Genomic DNA, 21,298 nt, shown 5'->3' on the forward strand with positions numbered 1-21,298 from the left:
TTTCTCCTATTCTTGGAATAAATCCATTTGTCTTGGGTTTAACTGCTCATACTCAATCTGGCATAAGTCGATAAATTGTTTAGCATTATCCGCGGCGTCTCCACCAGAGTTATTGTTGAACAATACCGTTACATGTTCGGATTGTTGAAGTAAATACTCAACATTATCCTTCCATTCTTGAAGTTCTTCATCATTGTAGCGGTACAAAAAACGTACCTCTCTCCAATCTTCACGTCCATTTTTGTTCCACCCATGCACGTTACGACCGTGTAGTCTTACCAGTGTATCTTTGGAATGTGTAGCTTGAAGAACCGTTGGTGCAGATCCCTCACCAGCTTGAGGTTCATCAACAATTCCATGAATCCAGTTTCCCTTTTTCATAAATGATAGAGTTTGTTCTCTATATTTACTTGAGTACCAAGATTGGTTACGAAATTCTAACGCAAGTGGTATGTCTCCCATCAATTCACGAATGACTCTTAGTTTTTGAACATTTTCCTTTGATACAGAAAACCACGGCGGAAATTGAAATAAAACAAAACGAAGCTTACCTGAATCAAGTAACGGTTGGATCGACTCTATATAAGCTTCGAACATCTCTCGAACTTCTTCTGAGGACATTTTTTCTCTTTGGTGGCCAGTCATTTTACTAAAAGCTTTCACCACGAATGTAAAACCAACTGGTGTTTCCTTAACCCATTTTTCATAATTCCGTTTAGGTTGGATTGCATAAAATGCACTATCTATTTCCACAACAGGAAAATGAGAGGCATATACCGCTAATTTATCTTGACTTTTAGTTCCGGCAGGATATAGTTGATCATGATCTCCCCAACCCGTTACGCCTATTGATAAGTTCATATGTACCATCCTCCCCCCCTTATCTTCACCTCTATATTACGAAGGAACGAATTAAACTGTAAAGCAAAAGAGATTGCCCTTCAGAAAGAGCAATCTCTAACACTCAGCTTAGAATAAGCCTACTGCATTTCCAGATGAGTCTATATCCATGTGGAGTGCAGCTGGTTCTTTAGGTAAGCCTGGCATGGTCATAACATCACCGGTCAAAGCCACGATGAATCCTGCTCCAATGGAGGGGCTAAATTCTCTAATCGTAATCGTGAAGTCAGATGGTCTTCCTATAAGGGAAGGATCATCCGAAAGTGAGTACTGGGTTTTAGCCATGCAAACAGGGAGATTTGCCCATCCTAGCTTGTCGTATAATTCCATTTGCTTCTTAGCCTGATTGGAAAATTCAACTCCTTTAGCACCATATACCTTTTTAGCAATTTTCGATATTTTTTCTTCAATAGAGTCTTCAAGGTCATACGTATAAGTAAATGAGCTAGCTTCCGTTTCAACAGTATCAATTACAGATTGAGCAAGATCTAGCCCTCCTGAACCTCCCTTAGAATGAACTTCAGTTAGTGCAACCCGTACATTTCGTTCTTCACACCATTTTTCTATAAAGGCTAGCTCCTCTTCAGTATCCGTAGGGAAACGATTCAAAGCGACTACAAATGGAAGACCAAACGATTGAATCGTCTCCATATGTTTTTCGAGATTGGTGATCCCTTGTTGAAGGGCGCGTACGTTTTCTTGTGCCAATTCGTCTTTCGATACTCCACCATGCATCTTCAAAGCCCGAGCAGTAGCAACAATGACGACGGCGTCTGGAGTGAAATCTCCTGCTCGTGTTTTGATATTTAGAAACTTCTCTGCCCCAAGATCAGCACCAAAACCTGCTTCCGTAATGACATAGTCCCCTAATTTTGAAGCAATTGTTGTCGCCATTACACTGTTACACCCATGGGCAATGTTGGCAAATGGCCCACCGTGTACAATTGCGGGTGTATTTTCAATCGTTTGGACAAGATTTGGCTTGAGCGCTTCTTTTAACAGAAGCGTTAAAGCTCCTTCCATACCTAACTGTTCTACAGTAACGGGTTGATCCTCATACGTATAACCAAACACAATTCGAGCAATTCGTTTTTTTAGATCCACCAAGTCTGAAGCGAGACAGAGAATAGCCATAATCTCAGAGGCTACACTAATATTAAATCCATCTTCCCTAGGAACGCCTTTTAACGGGCCACCTAGTCCTACCACAACTTCTCGTAGCGCACGGTCATTTAAATCTAAAACTCTTTTCCACCCAATCTTTCTAGGATCGATATTCAATTCATTTCCTCTGTGAATATGATTATCTATAAAAGCCGAAAGGGCATTGTTTGCACTAGTAATCGCATGTATATCGCCTGTGAAATGAAGGTTGATATCTTCCATGGGTAAAACTTGCGAATAACCTCCCCCAGCAGCGCCTCCCTTTAATCCCATTGTTGGACCTAAGGAAGGCTCCCGAAGTGCAATTACAGTTTTTTTATTCAGCTGATTCATAGCCTGTCCTAACCCAACAGTAACGGTAGACTTCCCTTCACCTGCCGGGGTAGGGTTAATGGCCGTTACGAGCACAACCTTTCCATTCTTACGTTCTGACAACTTATGTAGTAATGAATCAGATAATTTCGCTTTGTATCGTCCATATGGTTCAAAGTCCTCGTGATCTAGATTTAGCTGATGCGTAATTTCTTCTATTGGTTTTATATTAGCTTGTTGAGCAATTTCAATATCTTTTTTCATGACAGTTCTCCTTCCATTAATTCTTTTATAGTTTAGATGAAATAAGACTAAAAATGCAAAGAACGGGTATTTTAAATGGTGAAGGGCAGAAGATCATTTGCAGTAAGTTGAGAATATACAATTTGTTTTAAAAATTCTCATTACTCCTTGACTTCCTTTATAAAAATAAGCTATATTAGACCTAAGCAAAGAAGATGTGGAATCATGAAAGACGAGGTAACTTCAATAGAAGTGTTCGGGATTTGATGATCCTACATTTCTATTGGAGTTACCCTTTTTTATGTATTCTTACATCGACTTTGTATTATTACGTCTCACGTCATTACGTGAATGTTTTAGGAGGATTTTACAATGCAAAACGGTACAGTAAAATGGTTTAACGCAGAAAAAGGTTATGGTTTCATCCAAGTAGAAGGTGGAAACGATGTATTCGTACACTTCTCTGCGATCCAAGAAGAAGGTTTCAAAACACTTGAAGAAGGTCAAAGCGTTTCTTTCGAAATCGTAGAAGGCGACCGTGGCCCTCAAGCTGCTAACGTTGTTAAAAACTAATTAAATTATAAAAAACGCACGTCATATAGCGACAGCTCTTTAGAGCTGTCGCTTTTTTATTTGCCTCTGTTAACGTGGTGTTATTGAATAGCTTTCACAAGAAAAGGGCAGTAATCATGAAGACTACAAGCTGAGAGAATGTTTCCGTGAACTTTAATTGAGCGTAAGGTGGGTCTGGAAACCACTCGCTTTCCTGTGGGGAGCTGGTGAGCCTCCTCAACCGGCACGCCGGTCTCCGGGGTCTCCCCTAGATTGAAAAGTGCAGGCGTGGTGCCTAGGACCGTACGGATAAGACAGCTTTTTGGAAAAGACGCTTAGGCTTTGGAAAAAAGATGACTTATCACGCTAGGTCCTCCATGCCGGAACTAGACTGGCTCTTCTGCCCACGGGAGTCTCGCAGTTTCCAGACCCACCTTTTCCATATAAGGATGAACGAAAACATGCCATATAGGGTGACATTAGATCTCCTGATGCCAACTTCAGGGCCGTTCACCTCATTAAAGCTAGGGCTTGCCCGGGAACAACTTGCTTTCCTGCGTGGAGCTAGGAAGCCTTCTCACACGTCAAGCTATCTTCCTGGAGCTCCCCTAGAATAAAGAGTGCAGGCGTGATGCCTAGGGATAAAAAGAAGTTCGACTAGGATCGTCACATCCTGTGACAACATCGAACGCCCCCGCCTCGCTTTGGGTCGGATAAGACAGCTTTTCGGAAAAGGCGACTAGCATTTGAAAAAATAGATGACTTATTACACTAAACCCTCCCCGCCGGACCAAGATTGGCTCCTTTTCCCGTGTAATTTTCGCAGTCCTGGGAAAACACCCAGTTAATTTGAATAACGGCCCCACTTCTCAAAAGAGGGGGGAGATCGCCAAGATATGGCAACGTTTTTGTTTAACTCTAACACGGTAAAGGTGGTCCTTTGAAAATACGAGACTCCCGCGGAAAGACGGGCTTCAGAGATCCCGCAGGGAGTGAAGCGACTGAGGAAGCTCTGGAGTTCGTCCGCAGGAAAGCGAGTGTTTTCAAAGGACCACCTTCCTCTTATCAGAGTAAACAACAACGTTATTCTTTACTTTAAGTAGACTCTCAAAAGTACAGTTTAGGCAACATATTGAAAAAAACATCAACACCACGTATAATGGTCTATCGTTATGCATAGCGCAGTTCGAAACTTCCTGCGATATCAAAACTAGAAAGGATTGAAAATATGAACGAAATTTTATGGATCCTATTCGCCCTTATTAACTTTTCAATGTTAACGTTAATTTATAAAGGGTTTGGAAGACAAGGTCTATTTGTATGGATTGGCATGGCCACTGTTGTAGCCAACATTCAAGTTACTAAAACGATTGAGATGTTTGGATTAACTGCAACGCTTGGAAATATTATTTATGGAACAGTATTCTTGGCTACCGATATTCTGAATGAGAAATATGGTAAACAGGAAGCAAAAAAAGCGGTTTGGTTAGGTTTCTTTACTCTAATTAGTATGACAGTTATGATGCAAATAGCGGTTAAATGGTTCACACCTGTAGGTTCAGAAGTCCAAGCGGCTCTTGAAACTATATTTGGATTATTACCCCGCGTTGCTGCCGGAAGTTTACTAGCCTATATCGTAAGTCAGTATGTGGACGTATTCATCTATTCTAAACTTAAGAGTAGGTTTGCTGGCGATCGCTTTCTTTGGGTTCGAAATAACGGAAGTACAATGGTTAGTCAGTTACTTGATTCCTTTGTGTTCACCCTAGTTGCTTTCTTAGGAGAAGTGCCGACAAACGTTTGGTTTGAAATCTTTATTACAACGTATGTTATTAAATTTATTGTTGCTGCTTTAGATACACCTTTCTTATATTTAGCGAAGCGATTTAATAAAGCATCTAACCATTCATAAAGGAGGTCAGCATATGCTTGAAGTATATGTAGATGGCTCTTCAAAAGGAGACCCAGGCCCAAGCGGAGTTGGAATCTACATTAAAAATGGAAAAGACCATCACACCTATTCGATTCCAATTGGGATAACATCTAATCATGAAGCAGAATTTACGGCTCTCATAAAAGCACTTGAAATTTGTAAGGAAATGTTTCCGGAAGAGATCATTAGTGTACGCTCGGATTCAAAGCTTGTGGTCGACTGTATTGAACACTCATCCACGAAGCAAGATCGCTTCCTCCCTCTTTTAAGAGAAGCGGAACAATTAGGAAATCATTTCCCTTTCTTTTTTATTAAATGGATACCAGATAAGCAAAACAAAAAAGCAGATGAACTCGCACGGGCTGCTATACACGCTAATTAAAAAACCACACTCCTATTTGGCTAAGGAGTGTGGTTTTCTTCTTTTGTATAGCCCTTTTTGTTCAATCAGTATCCAAGCATCTCGTTTAGTACGAGGATGGTTTTCTTGTAAATACTCTAATACTCCAATGAAAAAACTTCCATCGAATTTCATTTGAAACTGAATCGTAATTTTTAATGCGAAGATTACGAGCCAGTCTTCAGAGTTCGTATAATTCTTGCCGAAATAAATAAAATGAATATCTTTATCCTTTAATCGAAATCCTTTCGACCATAGATCTTCTATAAAATACCCAAGTGATTTGGATAGCGGCATGTACTACACCCTTTATGTATAATCTGATTAAGAAGAGACAGAGATATCTATCGGATTCTGATCATTGGTAATCCAATCGCTCCAGCTACCCACATAGAGTCGAACTTGCTTAAATCCCGCTTCATATAATGCAAGTACATTAGGTGCAGCTGTAACACCGGAACCACAATAGATAATCCACTCTTCCGGGTTTCCATATTGCAGAAAATGAGTTCTTAATTCCTCTTTAGATTTCCATCTTCCTGATTGATTTAAAACCTTCGTCCATTCTGCATTTACAGCGGAAGGAATATGACCTGCTTTTCGATCTATTGGTTCACTTATACCTGCAAAGCGCTCATAACTTCTTGAATCAAGAATGATTGTTTGATCATCATAGATGTGTTGAGCTACGTAGGTCTGATCCGCTATCATACAAGATTGAAATTCTGCTTTATATAGGGAGCGGTTGTTCACTGGAATTTCTGTAGTCATACCATACCCTTTTTCATCCCAAGCTTTCAATCCACCATCTAAAACATAAGCTTCTTTATGCCCCATATACATCATCATCCATACAAATCTTGATGCCATAGCACCATTCTGATTATCGTAAGCTACAATGATATCACTATTATGAATACCCGCTTCTTGAATAACATCTAAAAAATCATTCATGTTTGGCAGAGGATGACGCCCCCCTGATTGCCCAACAACCCCACTCATATCCTTCTCCAGATCTACGTATACTGCGCCAGGTATGTGCCCTTCTTCATACTCTAATCGTCCTTTGTCTGGATTTTGTAAATCAAACCGACAATCCACCAATCGAATAGAGTCGAGTTGGTCTTGAACCCAATTAACCGAATGAATGTACGTCATATCTATCCATCCTCCCTTCTCTTTAGCCTCTATGTATTAGTATACCGATTTTTGTATCGCTTGAAAACGTTCTACTTGAATTGAACTGATTGTAAGTCGTTAAAACGAACCATATTCTGGGGAGATAAGGACACTAATAACCTAAGATTCCTAATTCTCACCATATAAAAAAGCCAGGTATATTACCTGGCTGATAAAACATCTTCATATTTTCTTTGTTTCGCTTCTGCTGATCTTAATGTATGTCTACCTTTAAACAAATCTACTAAGTACATTGCCTTTTCATCACGAAGCTTAGCTAGTATGCCAACCATCAGTATTGAATATAGCACTACAATTCCCATTATAAGAAAAATCATTTTAGCCCCTCACTTCCGATGATAATGATTTTCATTTCTAAATAGAGTATAGCAGGGTTGAGAAGAGTTTTCAATGAGAATGAGAAATAATTTCAATCATTCAGACAGTTTAGTCAGAGCTCTCTCTTCATGAGGAATGCGAATTTTCATAAGAGCCAAATGAAGTAGCGGAAATAAAACAGCTGACATATAGGCATTAAATAACAGTGGAATTATGACAAACTCTAAACCCACCACTACATAATTGGGATGCTTCATCCATTTATATGGTCCCTTCGCTACAAGTTCTGCCCCTGGTAAAACAATGATTTTTGTATTCCAGAACCTTCCTAGCGAAGTTAAGCACCAGATTCGAAACCCTTGAGTAACAAAGAATGCCCCTAATAAAAAGCCTTTCCAATCTGAGATGACTAGCTCCTTATTCCATGCTTCTAAACCAACTGAAACGAAGAACAACGAGTGTACTAAAACAATCCATTTGTAATGGCCACCAGCAACTTCTATTGCACCATGGCGTAACATCCAGTTCTCATTACGTTTTGCTACTGCCACTTCAATAAGTCGTTGTGCTATGATAAACAAGTATAATACAACAAACCATAAAGTCATTCCGACCACTCCAATCCAACTAATTCAGAGCTAAACCCAGGCCCTAATGCTGCTAGTACGCTAGCTGTCCCTGCCTTTGGAAACTCTTCCATCCAATGTTTCAAAACATGTAATACTGTCGCAGAAGACATATTGCCATGATTTTTTAAAACATCGTATGAATATCTGAATTTTTCTTTAGAACTCCCCAATACTTCCTCATAAGCTTGAAGAACTTTTTGGCCTCCAGGGTGAGCTACGTAGAAAGATAAGTCCCCCTCTTTCTTATTTATACTTCTTAAAAAGTGTTCAATGTGTTCTTTCCAAAACGTTTCAACGAGTGCAGGTATGCTTTTAGCAAAGACTACTTGAAAGCCATCCTCATTCACATTCCACCCCATTACATCAAGAGCTTGCTTTTTTAATTTAGAGCTTGATTGAATCATTTTTGGAGCTGTAGAAGTTCTTTTGGATGCAATTGGAGAATGTTCTCCCGTTACTAATGCTGCTGCAATTCCATCACCAAATAAAGCAGTCCCTATGAAATTGCTCTTTCTTCGATCGCCTTTTTGAAAAGTAAGTCCACAAAGTTCAACGCACACTACTAGAATAGTTGCTTCTGGATACATATGCGCAAAATCCATAGCTCTAGCAAGACCTGCACCTCCGCCAGCGCATCCCAACCCCCAAATAGGAACACGTTTCACATCATCCCTAAAATTTCGTTCATTCATTAGACGCGCATCAATAGTTGGTGTAGCTACTCCTGTACTGGATACATAAAGGATATAGTCTATTGATTCATAAGGGACCTCTTCTGTCAGGAATGATTCATTAGTCAGACAATGATCAACAGCTTCTAAAGAATACTGAAGTGCTTTTTCTTCATATAAATCATTTCGCTCCTGAAAAGAATGCTCTTTGCCAAACCATTCCTTTGGTACAACGAATTGACGTTTTTCAACCGCTGCGTTTTCAAATACAGGTAATAGCCTGTTAATCTCTCTTTCTGATCGAGGAAACACTTCTTTCACAAAAGATTGTATATCCTTTTGCGTTATTTCATATTCGGGAATACTCACACCGACCGATGTAATCCATGCCATACTATCCCTCTTCCATTTTTCTTTTAGCTTGCCTCCCCCTTTGAATATTACTCACAGTTTTATACATTTTAACTATGTAGCTTTTATAATGAATTTGTTTCAAAGGATACTGATACTACTCATCTCTTTAAACCTCAGCATATGTGTTCAAGATGTACTATGAATCGGCAAGCAGTATGATTTACCTTAATCTATATAAATAGGCGCTAGGAGTCATAAAACTCCTAGCGCCAAAAACTACAATTATTAAATTTAAAAATTAAAAACCATAAACACTCATTCCGCCATCTATAAATAAAGTTTGACCAGTCATGTAATTACTACCTTCTGAAGCCAAGAATACAGCAGCTCCCGCTAGTTCTTTTAACTCGCCAACCCTTCCCATTGGTGTGCGCTCTTTTATTTCTTTAACGTATTGTTCATCTTCAAGAAGCTTCTCCGTTAGAGATGTTGGGAAGTACCATGGACCGATTGCATTCACATGAATATTGTGTTTCCCCCATTCTAAAGATAGTGTCTTGGTCATCTGAATCAATGCTGCCTTCGTCATTCCATATACTACTCCTGTGCGAAGGGCTACATGACCTGCCACTGATGAGACGTTAACCACTTTGCCTTCCCCTCGTTTTTTCATTTGTTCACCTGCAAATTGCGCCAAGAAGAAAGCACTCTTCATATTTGTCTGTATGATCTGATCCCACTCAGATTCTGTTACATTAAATGCCTCGCTTCTAATGTTGACTCCAGCGTTGTTCACCCAAATATGAATGTCTTGATAAGGAGTGGTTTCTTTTATTTGATTTATAATCTCCTTATAATTTTGTACATTTCCTACAATAGGGTAGGCAATTCTACCTATTTGTTCAATCTCTTTACAAACTGTATGTACATCTTCTTCGGTTCTTGAAATAACAATAATGTCTGCCCCGGCTTCTGCATAAGCCATCGCAATAGCATACCCGATCCCCTTCGTTGCACCGGTTACTGCAGCAAGTTTACCTTCAAGGTTGAAACTAGGCAAAAACATAAAACTCTCCCCTTCCAACTATAATGTTTGTTTAGTATACCATTCCATTTAAAGAGAACGCCATTTTCACTACCCTCGCAGTGTAAACAAATATACTCTGATTAATTTGTAAAACAAGAAGTGCTTTAAAAACCATTCATTTATAGTCACTTTGTCACTGATTGTTCATGAAATCGGTGTCAAATAAACGTCACAAACGGCCGGATCCATTGATATTAAAGGTTTATTCGAGAGTTTTGAACTATTTGTGAAATGGATCTCCAACTTGTTTCTAAACAGAAAAAATACAGTATGATAAAAATGTAAAAACCAAACAGGGGTAATTTGGAAGGAGTGGAATGGAAGATGGCAAAAACTCAATTGAATGATCCAAATACACAGACAAAAACTCAAGCAGAAGAAGCGGATCTAAAAGGAACGTTTATCGCGGTTTTATTTGTAGGGGCATTCTTGGTCGTAACTTGGTTTGGAGTTTGGGGGATTTTTGTAAATCGGTAAGTCATAATCAGATTTGTTTAAGGGGGAAAGACAATGCATTTACACAAATATGAAAAGATGTGGATGTTAATTGGTGGAGGAGCGTTATTAATCTTTTTAATTATGTTAGGCGTAGGGGCATTTTATCAAGGGACTAAACCACCTAGCTGCTTAACCACAATCGACCCGCAAAATGTAGAGGCTCATGATTCATTTAAAAAAGAGAACTTAGGCATGCAGCAGCTAGATGATAACCGTTATGTAGTGAACGTCATTGCTTCAGCCTTTAACTACGATTTCGGAACAGATGAAGAAGGAAATGTAGTACGTACGATTAGAATTCCTGTAGGCTCAGAGGTCATGTTCCAAGGCACAAGTACAGATGTAGTTCATGGGTTTGAATTAGCAGGCACCAATGCAAATATGATGCTTGAACCTGGTTATATCAATACGGTAGAGACCACTTTTAACAAGCCAGGAACATATACATTTGTTTGTAATGAATATTGCGGAACTGGTCACCATTATATGACCGCTACTGTGGAGGTGTATGACGAATGATTGCTAACCAACTAACAAAGAAAGATTCAAAGCTATCTATGGCCCACATGTGGGTTGCCTTTATTTCACTTCTGATAGGCGGACTAATGGGACTTTTACAAACCCTAGTAAGAACAGGGAGATTCACATTACCATTTGGAATTGATTATTATCAAATCCTCACTGTGCACGGAGTTATTCTTGCTTTAGTGTTAACCACATTCTTTATTATCGGATTCCAATTTTCTTTAATGAGTAAAACGGTTGGTATGAGTGATAGAGAAAGAGTTTGGGCTTGGATCGCCTTCTGGGTAATGCTTGTTGGTACGATTGCAGCTGCAACTATGATTCTGTTAGGTAAAGCAAGTGTATTATATACCTTCTACGCTCCACTTGCGGCTCATCCTATTTTCTACTTTGGCCTAACACTCGTTATTGTAGGCACGTGGATCGCTTGTTTCGTTAATTTTCACCAGTTATATAAATGGAAAAAAGCAAATAAAGGAGAAAAATCTCCATTACTAGCCTTTATGGTCGTTATTAATATGATAATCTGGTTTATTAGTACAATTGGCGTGGCAGCAACAGTACTTATTCAATTTATCCCTTGGTCTTTAGGGATCGTGGATGAAATTAACATCCTTGTGAGTCGTACATTATTCTGGTATTTTGGCCATCCGCTTGTATACTTTTGGTTGTTACCAGCTTACATGGCATGGTATGGAATTATCCCTAAAATTATCGGTGGCAAAATATTTAGTGACGGTTTAGCACGTCTGGCATTCATTCTATTCCTGTTGTTCTCTATTCCAGTTGGATTTCACCACCAATTATTAGAACCTGGTATTGATCCATTTTGGAAATACATCCAAGTTGTATTAACATTTGCTGTTGCCATCCCTTCACTATTAACTGCTTTCAGCATGTTTGCAACTTTTGAAACAGCTGGCAGAGCAAAAGGGTTTAACACCCTATTTGGTTGGTTTAAAGCACTTCCTTGGAAGGATGTTCGCTTTTTCGCACCTATGGTTGGAATGATTGCATTTATTCCTGCAGGTGCAGGAGGTCTGGTCAATGCATCTAACCAGTTAAATCTTGTTGTTCATAATACAATCTGGGTTACGGGTCACTTTCACCTGACATTAGCGACAACTGTTATCCTTACATTCTTCGGGATATCCTATTGGCTCGTTCCTGTATTAACAGGTCGCAAACTGGATGAAAAAACGAACCGTTTAGGAATTATTCAAACCATTGTGTGGGCCATTGGAATGTTCTTTATGTCAGGTTCCATGCATATTGCCGGTTTACTTGGCGCTCCACGCCGCTCCGCCTTTTCTGAATACAATGGCAGTGAACAAGTAACAGAATGGATCGGATATCAATACGGTCAAGCCATTGGTGGATCCATTCTTTTTATCGGCATCATAATCATGATGTACACATTTCTTTACATGACTTTCTTTGCTCCAAAAGGTGTAGAAGAATTCCCAATAGCAGAAACAGCTGAAGATGCTGAACCTACTCCTATGATCTTTGAGAACTGGCGCTTATGGATTGGCATCGCAGTGGTCTTAATTGCTTTCGCTTACACGATTCCATTTATAGACATCATTCAAAATTCACCACCAGGATCACCAACGTTTAAAGGTTTAATAGGTAATTCATAAAAAATAGGAGACCCTTTAAGGGTCTCCTATTTTTATTAAAATTGATACACTTTACTATATTTGTCCGATAAATGCTGTACTAGGTGATTAGCATTTAATTTTTCACCAGTTACATCCTCTAAAATCTCAAGAGGCTTCTTTGATTTACCAAATTTATGAATGTTTTCAGTTAACCAATTCTTTATGACAGTAAAGTCACCTTTTTCAATTGATCCCTCTACATCTATCTCACTCTTCATTGTGTTATGGAACTGAGCTGCATACATATAACCTAGTGCATAGGATGGGAAGTAACCGAACATTCCGCCAGCCCAGTGAACATCTTGAAGGACACCAACTTTATTGCTAGTTGGACGAACGCCAAGGTACTCTTCCATTTTATCATTCCATAACTCAGGAAGGTCCCCTACTTCTATCTCTCCACTGATTAGCGCTTTTTCGAGTTCATAGCGGATCATAATATGGAGACAATAGGTTAATTCGTCTGCTTCAATACGAATAAATGATGGTTTGACTTCATTTACAGCTGCAAAGAAATCTTCGAATGAAACTTCCTTAAAAGATTCAGGTGCATGCTCCAAGAACAAGTCATAATGGTTCTGCCAAAATGCTTTAGTCCTTGAGACAAAATTCTCCCAGAATAAGGATTGTGATTCATGAATCCCCATTGAAGTGCCACCTTGAAGAGCAGTATATGCAAGCTCAGAACTGATATTTTGTTCATATAGAGCATGCCCACCTTCATGAATTGTACCGAAGACAGCGGTCCGGAAATCTGATTCATCATATTTTGTAGTAACACGGACATCCCCTTGGTTTAACCCTGTCGCAAATGGATGTACTGTTTCGTCAAGTCGACCAGCATCAAAATCATATCCCATACGCTTTAAAATTTCTAAACTAAATGCTTGTTGTTGTTCTTTAGGGAAATGACCTGTAAGGACAGAAGCATCAACTTCCACACTTGAATTTTGAATCTTTTGCAGTAGTTCAGTCAGTGACTTTCTTACAGCTGGGAATACCTCGTCAAGGACATCTACAGTTACTCCGGGTTCAAAATTATCCAAGAGTGCATTATAGATATGCTTCTCATAACCCCAATATTCTGCGAATCGCTTATTAAATTCCACCATTTTCTCTAAGTATGGTTTAAACATCTCAAAGTCGTTTTTGTCCTTTGCTTCTTCCCACACAGACTCAGCTTTAGACTGTAGTGCTACATATTCTTTAAACTCATCAGCAGGTATTTTTCGAGCTTGATTATAGTCCTTTTCACATTCTTCTACTGACTTCTGAACAATTTCATGATCAGTTTGACCCTTTAATGTGTCGATGTATTCTTTCATTTGATCAGATGTTTGCATTTCATGTATTTTAGATGAAAGGGTAGCGATTACTTCTGAACGACCTTCTACACCCTTCTTTGGTGCGTATGTACGTAAATCCCATCCCATCAAACCAATAGCTTCACCTAATTGTGTTATTTCTTTCACATAGTCCATAAATTTCTGCTCAATCGGCTGTAATTCTGTTTGCACTGTACTCATTTCTTTCCTCCTCTTCTCCGTTTACAATAAACGATAGATCTCCTACAATTATACTAATTATTCAGTATACTTCAACAAATATATCTTATAGACATAACAAAAAGTCAGGCACTTGCTAAAGGGGTAGCAGTGCCTGACTAAGGTGTAATTTAATATTCTTTCTTCCCAAAATACTGATAGTAATCGATCTTAATAAAGCCATTGTATAACTTACGTCGCTTCGTAGCTGGGAGACCGTAAAGTTTTTCGAATTTTTCATTCGAAGTTATAACATAAACACTCCATGAAGGATGATCACGCATGATTAAACCGAAATCTTTATACATCTGTTCGACTTCTTCCTTGTCGCCGATGCGTTCTCCGTATGGAGGGTTCCCAACAATATAACCATTTTTTTCTTTTGGATTAAAGTCTTTAACCTGCATTTGCTTCCAAGTAATCAAATCACCAAGTCCTGCTTCAATTGCATTCGCTTTTGCAGTTTCTATCATACGACCATCTACATCTAAACCAGTTATATTTAACTCCTGGTCATAATTAGCAGCCTCTTCAGCTTCATTGAAGGCAGCTTCCCATAGATTATAAGGGATGAAGTCCCATGATTCTGAAGCAAACTCCCTATTAAACCCAGGGGCAATATTTTGACCAATTAAAGCTGCTTCAATCGGAATCGTACCAGAACCACAGAACGGGTCTACGAATGGCTCATTTGGGTTCCAATTCGTAAGTTGTACAAGAGCAGCAGCCATTGTCTCTTTTAAAGGTGCCTCACCTTGGCCAGTCCTATAACCACGCTTATGAAGCCCTGCACCACTTGTATCCATTGTAAGTAGAGCATGATCTTTATGAATGGCAATTTCAACTTTATGTTCAGGTCCTGACTCTTCAATACGAGAGGCAAGTCCATACATTTTTCTCATTCGTTCAACGATCGCCTTCTTAACAATTGATTGGCAGTCCCGAACAGAATAAAGTGTAGACTTTACAGATTTACCAATAACAGGAACCGCTCCATCTTCAGGTATATAATCTTCCCATGGCAAAGCTTTCGTTTGTTCGAATAAGTCGTCAAATGTGGTAGCTTTGAATTCGCCAATTACAAATTTTACTCGATCAGCACTTCTTAACCACAGGTTACTACGAGGAATAGCAGATAAATCTGCTTCATAACGAACCCGGCCATTTTCTACAGTAACATCTTCATAACCCAATCCCTTAACCTCTTTAGCTACTATTGATTCAAGCCCCATGGCTGTAGTTGCAATTAAGGTTACTTTTTTTGGTTTCGGCATGCATAAGCACTCCTTTTAACGTAATAAAAAAACCCTTTCTAAGCTCGAGCTTTAGAAAGGGTTTGTGATGAACATTAATTGACCAGATGAATGCTTTGTAAGCCATGTTCTGTACCTTTGTACTGCTATCGGTGGTCAACCTCGTACGAAAGGTGGTAATCATCTATCTACAAGCGTAAAGCTTGTCTCTTCATATTGGTTGAATTTCCTCAGAAGAGTGCCCCTACCTAATTTTGGGTTGCTCGCTCGTGGGGTTTACCTCGTTCCACTTTGATTGTTTCCAATCAAACTTCGTCACTGTGGCACTTTCAAGATCGCAACACCTTATCTATAAGACGTAGGTGTCTTCCCTGCCGTTAGTGTGAACACTACCTTGACTTATGGTTTCGTCAAGCACGAACACTACAAGCATCTCAGCCTGTGCGAGCATGGACTTTCCTCTACATGCTAAAACATGCAGCGATTACCCAAGCATTCATCAACCGCTCAATTATTTTAATCTCTTTTCTTGGTTTCGTCAATCTGTTTCTGCAAATAGTATACCATGAAACCAAGGATACTTCATCAAGTATATTTTTCCATATCCTAAGAATCTGCGTACTTTTTGCCGAAAACAGCCTTTTCTAAATTCGATAATCGTTGTAGAACATCGTAATTAACCTGACCTGTTTGTCTTGTAGGTGCAGGTGCTGCTTCAGAGGAACGAACTCGTTGTTTAGGTGCATCCCCTTGCTTTTTCAACTTAGCATTTTCTTGTTTCAACCGTTCAATCTCTTGATGAAAAGCTTCATAATCTTGGATAATTACATCTAAGAATTGATCTACCTCATCTTGATTATACCCACGAATACCTGTTTTAAAATCTTTATCCAATATTTCTTTACCTGACAATTGAATACGATCTAAACCCATCTCTCTCACCTCAGATTTATACACTTATCATAATTCTTGCAGATGATCCCACGAATGTCAATTTAATCTTTATGAATGATTCCAATACTCTGGGTCCTCCATCTGCATTTCACGGACAGTGTCATCAATATCAAAAGGGGTTACGTAAAAAATAGAATAGTCATGTGCTTCTTGATATTTTTTCGCTTTCTCGAGAAAATATCCCGGACTCCCACCTGTTTCTTCATCATATAGGATAAGACATCCATCTGTTTTGTCTAACAACCATTGATCTTTTGCTCTAAACTGGTAAGGTCCTTCATAGTCTTTATTATATAAGGCTTGTACATGATCAACTTCTTCCGAAAGACGTCGATACTCTTCTTGCTGGGCTTCTGGCCACTTACTTTCCTGGTTATTAAAAGGAGGAAATATGCCAACATGCACATTGTATTGTTCCTTTAAAGCTAATAAAACTTCACACGCCCACAATTCCACCCCCATTTGACCAGAGATAAGAACCCACTCCACTCCTTCTTCAATAAGAGGAAGCAACCTCCTACGTAGCGTTTCTTTAACAAATACAATGTTTGGATCATCGACCTTAAAAATTCCCATCTCCATTGGTTTATAACCTGTCACGGTGATAACTCTCATTAAAAAACTCCTTTAATATATGTAAAATGAGCTGGTAAACCAGCTCATTCACGACTGTATTAATCTCTCCAACAACCAGGACCTTTAGGCCCCATACCCATGCCAGGACCTTGCATTCCTGGTCCCATACCAGGCCCTTGCATTCCAGGACCCATAGGACCTGTTGAAGCACCCATTACTTGACCTCCAGGACCTTGTTGACCCATAGGACCTGTTGAAGCGCCCATTACCTGTCCTCCAGGACCTTGTTGACCCATTGGTGAAGTTGGACCCATGTTTACATTTTGCTCAGAAAATTCGAATACATCAGATTGAGTTTGAGGGAAGAAGTTTTTGTTTACTGTGTTTACATGGTTAACATTCGTAGTGTGTGTAGGGTAAACGTTATTTACCTCTTGTTGAAAGAAGTTGTGCTTAACACATTGCTTCGTAGGGAAAACATTTGTCTTAGCTGGACTCACCATTGAAGGTTGGCAAGGATGACACATTTTCTTGTGATGCATAATCATTTCTCCTTTCTTTATCTTAGGTTCACTAATAACCTATGTCAAAAAGAAGAGACATGTACTAAGACAGATACCTAATTCTTACAAAGTAAACTTACTATCCAAGCCTAATTTTCTACACGCATTCTCTATAAACGGCTGAACAGGCTCTCACAGCAGAGAGTTTTTCAAGCCCACCACACACTCAATAAAAATAGATGGCAATATCCTCAAAGCTTTGGGACTTATATGCTTAATGAACTTGATTAGAGCTTAAATTATGTACACAAATAAAGGGAGAGCGTTCTTATCAGAACCTCTCCCTTTTAAGTCTTATTTTGTAAGATCATCTTGATTAAACGAATATGGCAATAGTTCACGTACAGTAAGGGTTTTGACCTCACCGCTTAGGTTTGTCGTATGAACTTTTGTATCTTGTTCAAAGAATTCACTAATCACTTGACGGCAAGACCCACATGGTGGCACTGGCCGGTTTGTATCTGCAACAACTGCAATCTCTTCAAAATCTGTTTCACCTTCAGAGATTGCTTTAAAAATGGCTACCCGTTCAGCACAACAAGTTACCGGGTACGCGGCATTTTCAATGTTACAGCCTTCATAGACTTTTCCCGATTTCATTAAAATTGCTGCACCTACTGGGAACTTAGAGTATGGTACATAAGCTCTGTTTCTAACTTCTTTAGCACGATCAATTAATTGTTCTGTATTCATTTAAAATGACAGCCCTTTCTGGTCAGGAAAATAGATAAATGGATAATCATTATATGAGATAAATGTCTAGGTGTAAAGCGTTTCCACCAATTATTTTCACTATAGCCGATTCATAATTGACCTATAGTTCAAGGTCGCATATGTTAATATTGTAATATAAACTCTTATTAGAGATGAAGGAGGATACTAATGAATTGGGTGCTTAAATATCGGAAAATTGTGTGGATATTTATTCTTTTACTTATCTTTACAGGCATCTTTACATACGCCCAGCTGCCTAAAAGAGAGATTCCAGAAATTAATGTGAACGTTGCTACGATCTCAACTGTATACCCAGGAGCAACCCCTGAAGAGGTGGAAAGTACGATTACAAACCCCTTCGAAAAAGACATGGAGGATATAACAGGTATAGATACTGTGGAATCGGTCTCTTCAACGGGGTTCTCTTCTGTTACATTAACATTAAGTGGGGACGCAGATCGTCAAACCGTTTTCTCTAAAGTACGACAAACTGTATCTGATGTATCGAGATCTTTCCCTGATAATGTACAAGAACCAAGTGTACAAACAGATTTTAGAATGTCAGCTGTCGCATCTTATCACCTTACAGCAGACGAATTTAGTCAACTTTATGACATTCGCGAGACAGCACAAAATTGGAAAGAATCTTTAACGGGGATTGGAGGAATTGATCAAGTTCAAATTAAAGGCTTACCAGAGCAACAGTTACTTATAGAACTTGATTCAGACTCATTAAACGAACAAGGGGTCTCTCCTTTTCAAATTACACAAAGATTAACACAAGAACTTTCACCTGGAGCAATTGGTACAACGGAAGAAGAAGGAAAGCAATACCAATTGTTGTTGGAGAAAACCGAGAACTGGGAACAACTACAATCTCTAGCAATCGGAAAGAATCAAAACGGGGATCCACTATTCTTAAATGATGTTGGTTCAATTTCTCTTACTTTGAAAGAGACAGAAGACCTTATCACGTATAAAGGCAAACCTTCTCTTTCTTTTACAATTTTAGCTAATGAAGGCCAAAACATATCCGCTTTGCAAGATAAAATTACAGAAGAAGTAAATACGCTTTCTGAAGATTTACCTTCAGCTATCGATGTTGATCGCTTCTATACGCAAAGCACAATCATTGAAGAAGTCTTTACGAGTCTAATTACCTCTTTTGCTATTTCTGTTGTGGCCGTGTTGATTATTATGCTATTTGGCCTACCAATCTCAAGTGCTATTCTTGTAGCTATTGCCATACCAATATCAGTCATTATTGGCTTAATTCCACTCCCTTATGTAGGAGTTGACTTAAATCAAATATCCATTATTGGAATTATTATAGCTATTGGTATATTAGTTGACGATGCAATAGTTGTGAATGACAATATACAGCGCAGATTCCAAATGGGAGACAGTGCTTGGCAAGGAACCATTCAGGGTGTGAAAGAAGTTCGTGTTTCAATTATAACTTCGACACTTATGATTATTTTCAGTTTCTTTCCTCTTACCTTTATATCAGGGTCTAATGGAGACTTTATACGAGCGTTACCTACTACACTTATAACAACGATTATCGCTTCAACAATTATAGCATTAACGTTAGTACCTACTGTTCAATACGTACGTCGAAAGCGTAAAGACCAAGAAGAAGCTCCTAAAAAAGTAGGAATACTCGGTTCATTCTTCAATTGGGTTGAAGATACGTATGCGAATCGAGTGTTGCCTAGAGTAACCAAGAGACCATTTATTTTTGGTTTCTCTGGCTTGTTAGCTTGTGTATTGCTGGCCCTTCTAGTGACAAGAATTCCTTTTGAATTCTTCCCAGAGGCAGACCGACAAGAAGTTACGATTTCGGTCACTTATCCTCAAGAAACAACGCTTGAAAATACTCAGGACCAATTAAACGCCATGGAAACGTTTCTTCAAGAAAAAAGTGACAAGATTGATGAAACGGCTGTATTCACAGGTTCCGGAATGCCAAACCTTTTCAGCTCAGGGTTACAACAAAGTGGAGAGTATACGGGCCAGGTCCTAGTAAGGGTAGACAAAAGCAAAATAAGTGCATCAGAATTCATTAATGAATGGGAACGACCGTTACGAGAAGAATATCCAGATGCAGAGATTTTCTTAGAAACCATCGTTTCAGGTCCACCACCAAGTGCACCTGTAGAAGTAAAGATTCAAGGTAAAGAAATTGATGAGCTTCTAAGCCTATCGAATGAATTAAAAGAGAAAGTTAAGTCTCTTGAATCTACAGAGCTTGTAACATTAAACATGAATGATGAGCAACCTTATATTGAATATAATTTAGATCGGGAGAGAATGGCTGACTTAAACATTTCCGTTGATCAGGTCTCTTCTCAGATCCAAGCTGCAAGCGCAGGGATCCCCTTACCTGCATTTGATAACGGAGTAGAAAATTATTCTATGAAAGTCTTACTTGATGACGGGGACGATGCAGGTGTTAATCTAAGTAACTTACAAATTGCTGCTCCTTCAACAAATCAAAATGGGCCACCTCAAGTTATTACACTTGATGAGTTGATTACAGAGGAAAAAACAGAACAAATCGGGAGCATCCCTCATATAGACGGGGAACGCACCATCACAATGAAAGCCTATGGAGAAGAAGGGTCAAATAGTTTCCAAGAAGATGCAAATCAAATCGTATCTGATTTCGAAGAAACATTACCTTCTGGATACTCATTTACGCAAAGTGGGCAAGCAAGTGCTCAACAAGAGTTCTTTATTGAAGTATCCAAACTGTTTGTTATTATCTTGTTCTTGATTTACCTCGTTATTGCGATTCAGTTCAACTCATTACTGATGCCTTTACTCATTACAAGTACTGTCTTCTTAGCAGTAACAGGTGCGATCATTGGACTCTTTATTTTCAATCAGCCTCTTAGCTTCTTAGCAGTCCTAGGTATTGTATCCTTATCAGGAATTGTAGTCCGAAATTCTGTCATTCTAGTCGAATTCATTGAACAGAACTACCGAGCATCTCAGTCTATTATTGATGCTGTTATTGAAGCAGGAAGAGCGCGTATACGCCCAATTATACTAACGACTTTAACCTCAATCGCAGCACTAGTACCAATTATAGTTAGTGGAGATGTATTATTTAGACCTCTTGCCGTATCAATTGTAGCAGGGCTTGCGTTTTCCACACTCTTAACACTACTATTGCTTCCAGCTTTCTACCTTATTTTATATCGTATACGAAACGGCAAGAAATCATTGTCTTAATAAG

The 21,298-nt window shown here is 39.0% G+C and carries 21 protein-coding genes and 1 other RNA gene; 7 read left to right on the plus strand and 15 right to left on the minus strand.

What is annotated here, in order from left to right; all coding sequences use genetic code 11:
• Positions 1–6: 6 nt before the first annotated feature.
• Positions 7–861, minus strand: a complete 855-nt coding sequence (locus IEW76_RS01390; RefSeq protein ID WP_188650195.1) for a DUF72 domain-containing protein — start codon at positions 859–861, stop codon at positions 7–9.
• A gap of 108 nt (positions 862–969) precedes the next feature.
• On the minus strand, positions 970–2,640 hold the full coding sequence (locus IEW76_RS01395; RefSeq protein ID WP_188650196.1) for a formate--tetrahydrofolate ligase: 1,671 nt from the start codon (positions 2,638–2,640) through the stop codon (positions 970–972).
• A gap of 351 nt (positions 2,641–2,991) precedes the next feature.
• On the opposite strand from IEW76_RS01395, the gene IEW76_RS01400 reads away from it, so the two are divergent.
• The 3 genes from IEW76_RS01400 to IEW76_RS01410 all read left to right on the plus strand — a co-directional run bounded on the left by IEW76_RS01400 (position 2,992) and on the right by IEW76_RS01410 (position 5,486).
• Complete coding sequence (locus IEW76_RS01400) at positions 2,992–3,192, plus strand: cold-shock protein (RefSeq protein ID WP_036779253.1); 201 nt, start codon at positions 2,992–2,994, stop codon at positions 3,190–3,192.
• Positions 3,193–4,399: 1,207 nt separating this feature from the next.
• Positions 4,400–5,083: a queuosine precursor transporter gene (locus IEW76_RS01405; RefSeq protein WP_188650197.1), complete on the plus strand. Its 684-nt coding sequence runs from the start codon at positions 4,400–4,402 to the stop codon at positions 5,081–5,083.
• 13 nt (positions 5,084–5,096) lie between these two features.
• Positions 5,097–5,486, plus strand: coding sequence for a ribonuclease HI family protein (locus IEW76_RS01410; protein WP_188650199.1), 390 nt, complete (start codon positions 5,097–5,099; stop codon positions 5,484–5,486).
• Between the two features lie 12 nt (positions 5,487–5,498).
• On the opposite strand, the gene IEW76_RS01415 is transcribed toward IEW76_RS01410, so the two are convergent.
• The 6 genes from IEW76_RS01415 to IEW76_RS01440 form a co-directional block, all read right to left on the minus strand.
• Entirely contained in the window at positions 5,499–5,801 is a 303-nt protein-coding gene (locus IEW76_RS01415) for a DUF6123 family protein (protein WP_188650200.1), read from the minus strand.
• 27 nt (positions 5,802–5,828) lie between these two features.
• Positions 5,829–6,662 carry a sulfurtransferase gene (locus tag IEW76_RS01420; protein WP_188650201.1) on the minus strand — a complete coding sequence of 278 codons (834 nt, stop codon included), beginning with the start codon at positions 6,660–6,662 and terminating at the stop codon, positions 5,829–5,831.
• A 182-nt stretch (positions 6,663–6,844) separates the two neighbouring features.
• Positions 6,845–6,994, minus strand: coding sequence for a hypothetical protein (locus IEW76_RS01425; RefSeq protein ID WP_188650202.1), 150 nt, complete (start codon positions 6,992–6,994; stop codon positions 6,845–6,847).
• Between the two features lie 123 nt (positions 6,995–7,117).
• Positions 7,118–7,630 (minus strand): isoprenylcysteine carboxyl methyltransferase family protein, encoded by a 513-nt coding sequence (locus IEW76_RS01430; RefSeq protein ID WP_188650203.1) that lies wholly within the window; start codon positions 7,628–7,630, stop codon positions 7,118–7,120.
• Positions 7,627–8,715, minus strand: a complete 1,089-nt coding sequence (locus IEW76_RS01435) for a type III polyketide synthase (RefSeq protein WP_188650204.1) — start codon at positions 8,713–8,715, stop codon at positions 7,627–7,629. The genes IEW76_RS01430 and IEW76_RS01435 overlap by 4 nt, the downstream gene beginning before the upstream one ends.
• Before the next feature lie 259 nt (positions 8,716–8,974).
• Positions 8,975–9,742 (minus strand): SDR family NAD(P)-dependent oxidoreductase, encoded by a 768-nt coding sequence (locus IEW76_RS01440; protein WP_188650205.1) that lies wholly within the window; start codon positions 9,740–9,742, stop codon positions 8,975–8,977.
• Between the two features lie 345 nt (positions 9,743–10,087).
• On the opposite strand from IEW76_RS01440, the gene IEW76_RS01445 reads away from it, so the two are divergent.
• Genes IEW76_RS01445 through IEW76_RS01455 form a run of 3 tightly spaced genes read left to right on the plus strand, consistent with a single transcriptional unit; the run spans position 10,088 to position 12,429 of the window.
• Positions 10,088–10,240, plus strand: a complete 153-nt coding sequence (locus IEW76_RS01445) for a cytochrome c oxidase subunit 2A (protein ID WP_156969047.1) — start codon at positions 10,088–10,090, stop codon at positions 10,238–10,240.
• A 33-nt stretch (positions 10,241–10,273) separates the two neighbouring features.
• On the plus strand, positions 10,274–10,780 hold the full coding sequence (locus IEW76_RS01450) for a cytochrome c oxidase subunit II (RefSeq protein WP_036779273.1): 507 nt from the start codon (positions 10,274–10,276) through the stop codon (positions 10,778–10,780).
• A complete protein-coding gene (locus tag IEW76_RS01455; RefSeq protein ID WP_188650207.1) occupies positions 10,777–12,429 on the plus strand; it encodes a b(o/a)3-type cytochrome-c oxidase subunit 1 in 1,653 nt (550 codons plus the stop codon). Before IEW76_RS01450 ends, IEW76_RS01455 begins: the two co-directional genes overlap by 4 nt.
• Positions 12,430–12,464: 35 nt before the next feature.
• Here IEW76_RS01455 and IEW76_RS01460 read toward each other — a convergent pair whose 3' ends face one another.
• The 7 genes from IEW76_RS01460 to IEW76_RS01490 all read right to left on the minus strand — a co-directional run bounded on the left by IEW76_RS01460 (position 12,465) and on the right by IEW76_RS01490 (position 18,033).
• Positions 12,465–13,976 carry a carboxypeptidase M32 gene (locus IEW76_RS01460; protein WP_188650208.1) on the minus strand — a complete coding sequence of 504 codons (1,512 nt, stop codon included), beginning with the start codon at positions 13,974–13,976 and terminating at the stop codon, positions 12,465–12,467.
• 149 nt (positions 13,977–14,125) lie between these two features.
• On the minus strand, positions 14,126–15,268 hold the full coding sequence (locus IEW76_RS01465; RefSeq protein ID WP_188650210.1) for a THUMP domain-containing class I SAM-dependent RNA methyltransferase: 1,143 nt from the start codon (positions 15,266–15,268) through the stop codon (positions 14,126–14,128).
• Positions 15,269–15,361: 93 nt separating this feature from the next.
• Positions 15,362–15,743, minus strand: an RNA gene (gene rnpB / locus IEW76_RS01470) — RNase P RNA component class B.
• A gap of 110 nt (positions 15,744–15,853) precedes the next feature.
• Positions 15,854–16,180 carry a cell division regulator GpsB gene (gene gpsB, locus IEW76_RS01475; RefSeq protein ID WP_188650212.1) on the minus strand — a complete coding sequence of 109 codons (327 nt, stop codon included), beginning with the start codon at positions 16,178–16,180 and terminating at the stop codon, positions 15,854–15,856.
• Between the two features lie 69 nt (positions 16,181–16,249).
• Entirely contained in the window at positions 16,250–16,816 is a 567-nt protein-coding gene (locus tag IEW76_RS01480; protein WP_188650214.1) for an SLOG family protein, read from the minus strand.
• A gap of 59 nt (positions 16,817–16,875) precedes the next feature.
• A complete protein-coding gene (locus IEW76_RS01485) occupies positions 16,876–17,319 on the minus strand; it encodes a CotD family spore coat protein (protein ID WP_229721082.1) in 444 nt (147 codons plus the stop codon).
• A gap of 315 nt (positions 17,320–17,634) precedes the next feature.
• Positions 17,635–18,033 carry a cytidine deaminase gene (locus IEW76_RS01490; protein ID WP_188650216.1) on the minus strand — a complete coding sequence of 133 codons (399 nt, stop codon included), beginning with the start codon at positions 18,031–18,033 and terminating at the stop codon, positions 17,635–17,637.
• A 189-nt stretch (positions 18,034–18,222) separates the two neighbouring features.
• Here IEW76_RS01490 and IEW76_RS01495 point away from each other — a divergent pair, with 189 nt between their 5' ends.
• A complete protein-coding gene (locus tag IEW76_RS01495; RefSeq protein WP_188650217.1) occupies positions 18,223–21,294 on the plus strand; it encodes an efflux RND transporter permease subunit in 3,072 nt (1,023 codons plus the stop codon).
• Positions 21,295–21,298 lie beyond the last annotated feature (4 nt).

This window comes from Pontibacillus salipaludis (assembly GCF_014642405.1).
GTDB classification, from domain to species: Bacteria; Bacillota; Bacilli; order Bacillales; family BH030062; genus Pontibacillus; species Pontibacillus salipaludis.